A 3,930-nucleotide genomic window follows, 5' to 3' on the forward strand; every position below is an offset into this window, starting at 1 on the left:
TGCTGGTGCTGGTGCTGGTGCGGATGTGGGTTCGACTGCACTTGCCGGTGCCGGTGCCGGTGCCGGTGCCGGTGCGGATGCACGTACATCGGCAGATCCCGAAGCCTCAGTCCCGGCCCCCGCGCCCGCCTGACGCGCAAGCGACGCCAACCGCACCCCCGCCGCCGCGGAAACCTGCTTGCTGTCGTCCTCCTCCAGCCGCCGCACCTCCTCCAGCACCGCCGCCTGCACCTGCGCGTTCCCGATCCGGTGCAGATGCATCAGGCCCTCCAGCGCCCCCAGCCGATCACCCACCATGGGGCTCGCGAGGGCGTTGCGGAGGTACACCGGGAGCCGCCAGTTGATGTTGTGGGCGATGACGATGCGGCCCTCGACGTCGTCCTGTTTCTTGGGCCGCTGCTGAGGCATCGCCTCGACGACCCGGTCGTGGACGTACCCGTACAGCTCGTCGAGCGTGATGTCGCCGTCGCCGTCGAGATCCGCGCTCCCGTCGCGCAGCCCTTCCACGAGGTAGCGCGTGAAGACGGACTGCGCGGCCCGCCCCTGCGCGCGCTGCCCGTCGAAGGAGTACTGCGTGGAGTCCGAGGCGGTCAGGACCGTACGGCCGCGCCCCTGGAACCGCTCCAGCGCGTGCACCTCGGTGTCGCCCTTGGTACGGGCGGGGAAGGCGCCGCTGTAGCAGCAGTCGAGGATGAGGACCATGCGCCGGGAGGCGCACCCCTCCATGGCCTGGTCGATCTGCTCGGCGGAGAGGGCGGTGAACAGGAGGCTGTCGTGCCGGGTGTCGGTGGTCGCGAGGTAGAGGCGGCCGTGGTCGTCCTTGAGGCCGTGCCCGGTGAAGTACAGCAGCGTGAGGTCGTCGCGGCGCCGGTCGCGGTACAGCTCGCTGATCGCCGAACCGACGCGGTGGTAGGGCTCGTTGACGAGCGTGGTGACCTCGAACCCGGCGATGTCGGGGTCCCGCAGGACTTCGGCCAGCGCCTCCGCGTCGTGCGCGGGCGAGGTCAACTGCCGCAGCGTGGCGTCCTCATGGTCGTACGTCGCGACGAGCAGCGCGAGCCTGCGCCCCATGGCCCCTCACCGCCCCTCGCCGGAGTGCCGGCGTACGAACGCCTCGACCAGCGCCCGGCGTTCGGCGTCGGTCGCGGACTCCAGCTCGATCGTGTCGCCGTCGACGGTGACCGAGATCCGGTGCCGGGCGGAGGAGCGGCCCAGCCAGTCCTGTACGGCGCCGATGAGCGAGGTGAACACCCCGCCGGACGCGCTGAGCGCCACGACGATCGCGCCGAGCGTCACCGCGTCCGAGCCCTTCGCGCCCTCGGGCGGGGTGGCGCCGGGCGCGAACCGGGCCGATTCGACGTCCAGCGCGGCGAGTTCGGTGCGCAGCCGACGCAACAGCCGCTCGGCGGCCTCCGGATCGAGTTCGGGGTCGGGGGTGACGTCCAGCCGTACGTCCGTCACCCGCTCCGCGGCCGAAGCGCTCTCCCACATACCGCCCCCCGATCGTTCCGCCCACTTCAGTGTGGTCGCCCACCGGGCTTCTGGGGAGTCTCCGGGGAAAGTTCGGGCATCGGGCCTCCCGGGGTGCTAGAGGTAGTCCTCCAGCCGGGCCACCGTGAAGCCCTGCTCCTCTATGTGCCGGAGCATGTTCACGGTCATCTGCGTGATCGTCCGCCCCTTCAGCTCCGACGGCCCCCGGAAGTGGGCGAGGATGATGTCGCCGGGGCGGAGCTTCTTGCCGGGCAGCTGGTACTGCATGTTCTTGATCTGCATGGACTCGCGCCACAGGACGATCGCCTGGAGTCCGCAGGACGCGGCGGCGCTGCGGGTTGCCTCGTTCCAGTTGCCGTAGGGCGGGCGGAAGAGGCGGGGCGCGGTGCCGTAATGGTCCGTCAGTTTCGTCTGCTGGCCGCAGATCTCCCGCTGCTGGGCGGCGGCGCCCAGCGTGGGCAGGTTGGGGTGGGACAGGGTGTGGTTCTCGACCGGGTTTCCGAGGGCCTGGAGCTTCGTGAAGTAGCCGTAGTCCGAGCGGATCGCCGCGTCCGTCAGGAACATGGTGATCGGCAGCTTCAACTCCCGCATCATCGTGATGAATTGGGGGTCCTGCTCGGTGCCGTCGTCGAAGGTGAGGAAGACGATCTTCTCCTTCGTGGGTATCTCGCTGATCACCGGTATCTTCCCGCCGGACTTCAGCGTGACCGGCTTCACGGCGGGCGGCTTCGGCGCCTCGGCGAGCGGCTTCAGCCCCCACTTGCGGTACGCGGCCTCGATGGCCGCCCGGGGATTCGCGGAGGGCGCGGCGCTCGACGCGGACGGCGACTGCGACGGCCGGGACACCGCCGACGACTCGGTCGTACATCCTGTCGCCAGTCCCGCGACGAGAAGGGCGCAGACCGCCACCGCTCCCTTGATCCGCCAGTGCATCGCGCCGCTCCCAGACAACCGTTTGATCTGTGTACCGTCCCCGTTCACCTGTTGTGATGTCGAACAGGCGTCCACGGTTCCGTGATCACACGATCGCACAACCCGCCGGCCGGGCTGCGTCATGGGGGGACTTCGGTACCGACGCGGGGAGGCGGGGCCGGACTCGTCCCGGCCCCGCCTCACCCTCTACGGACGTTCACGCCTTGCGCGCGACCGCCCCGTACGCGTCCACGTACACCCGCTGCGTGTCCGCGGCCGGCCGCCACTCGGTGACCTGTACGACCCCGGGCTCCAGCAGTTCGAGGCCGTCGAAGAACCCGGCGATCTCCTCGACGCTGCGTACGTAGTACGGCACGGCGCCGCTCTTGTTGTACGCGTCGGACGCCGCGATCATGCCCTCGCTCGTCGCCGTCGAGTCGCTGATGACGAGGTGGCTCCCGGACGGCAGCCCGGCGACGAGGTCGCGGACCAGCTGGCGGGCCTGCTCGTACTCGCCGACGTGGCCGAGGGTGTTGAGGATCATCAGCGCGACGGGCTGCGAGAGGTCCAGCGTCCCGGACGCCTTCTCCAGGATCGCCGCCGGGTCGTACATGTCCGCGTCGAGGTACGCGGTCTGCCCCTCTTTCGTGCTGGTCAGCAGCGCGTTGGCGTGGGCGAGGACGATCGGGTCGTTGTCGACGTACACGATCTTCGTCTCGGGGGCGACGCGTTGGGCGACCTCGTGGGTGTTGTCGGCGGTCGGCAGGCCCGTGCCGATGTCCAGGAACTGGCGGATCCCGACCTCGCCGGCGAGGTGCGTGACCGCGCGGCCGAGGAAGTGGCGGCTGGTCACCGCGACGTCGACCAGGCCGGGGAAGATCTCCTTGATCTGGTCCCCGATCTGCCGGTCGACCTCGTAGTTGTCCTTGCCCCCGACGAAGTAGTTCCAGAACCGCGCCGAGTGAGGCGTGGACGTGTCGATCCGCGAGCGGGCCTCCTGGGCCTTGCCCGCGGGGGAGTGGGTGTCCTGGGTGTCCGACACGGCAAAGCCTCCTGCGACTCATGAACAACGCTGATCAGAACGCCACCCTAGGCGAACACCCTTTGGCCGAAAGCCACTTGGCCCTACGGGGCACAACTGACCGTAAGGTTTTGGCCATAGGGCGACGGGTGGCCCCAACTGGACTACGGGCAGGGCGTGTTCGCGTTCCGGGAGACACCGCGACCGGCATACGGGCAGGCCGGGACCGAATGCCCGCGAGGCGCGTTCGCGACCGCACCCGACGCGGTACGGCCCAGGGCGGGCGTACGGCCGGAGACCGCGGGATGGATCATGACCGGGAGTCGGCCGCGCTGCCCGGCGCACACGCCCCGCAGGCCCGGACCGTCCTGCGACACACCCGGCCCACAGGCCGCGAAGCCCGCACGCGGCAGCACCACCGACCGGATCCCACCGACCGGGGAAGCGGGACGGGCCCGCGCCGCGTGCCCCAACGGGTCGGCCGGATCACGGCGTCGCCGGCGACG

At 70.3% G+C, this 3,930-nt stretch carries 5 protein-coding genes; 1 reads left to right on the plus strand and 4 read right to left on the minus strand.

The features are described from left to right. The 4 genes from AOK24_RS15225 to AOK24_RS15240 all read right to left on the minus strand — a co-directional run. Positions 1-1,071: caspase family protein (locus tag AOK24_RS15225; RefSeq protein ID WP_206191204.1), on the minus strand; the 1,071-nt coding region annotated here is incomplete at its 3' end. Between the two features lie 6 nt (positions 1,072-1,077). After that, a complete protein-coding gene (locus tag AOK24_RS15230) occupies positions 1,078-1,491 on the minus strand; it encodes an effector-associated constant component EACC1 (RefSeq protein WP_055720607.1) in 414 nt (137 codons plus the stop codon). Positions 1,492-1,587: 96 nt separating this feature from the next. Then, complete coding sequence (locus tag AOK24_RS15235) at positions 1,588-2,424, minus strand: polysaccharide deacetylase family protein (RefSeq protein ID WP_107103964.1); 837 nt, start codon at positions 2,422-2,424, stop codon at positions 1,588-1,590. A gap of 196 nt (positions 2,425-2,620) precedes the next feature. Next, positions 2,621-3,445, minus strand: a complete 825-nt coding sequence (locus AOK24_RS15240) for an SAM-dependent methyltransferase (protein WP_055720608.1) — start codon at positions 3,443-3,445, stop codon at positions 2,621-2,623. A gap of 284 nt (positions 3,446-3,729) precedes the next feature. On the opposite strand from AOK24_RS15240, the gene AOK24_RS49660 reads away from it, so the two are divergent. Continuing rightward, a partial coding sequence (locus tag AOK24_RS49660) for a hypothetical protein (RefSeq protein WP_206191205.1) occupies positions 3,730-3,930 on the plus strand: 201 nt, incomplete at its 3' end.

This window comes from Streptomyces niveiscabiei (genome assembly GCF_001419795.1).
GTDB lineage: Bacteria > Actinomycetota > Actinomycetes > Streptomycetales > Streptomycetaceae > Streptomyces > Streptomyces niveiscabiei.

What these genes read in the sequence shown, in the direction of transcription:
- AOK24_RS15235 (WP_107103964.1), bottom strand. Translation starts at nt 2,424, where the DNA reads ATGCACTGGCGGATCAAGGGAGCGGTGGCGGTCTGCGCCCTTCTCGTC.
- AOK24_RS15230 (WP_055720607.1), bottom strand. Translation starts at nt 1,491, where the DNA reads ATGTGGGAGAGCGCTTCGGCCGCGGAGCGGGTGACGGACGTACGGCTG.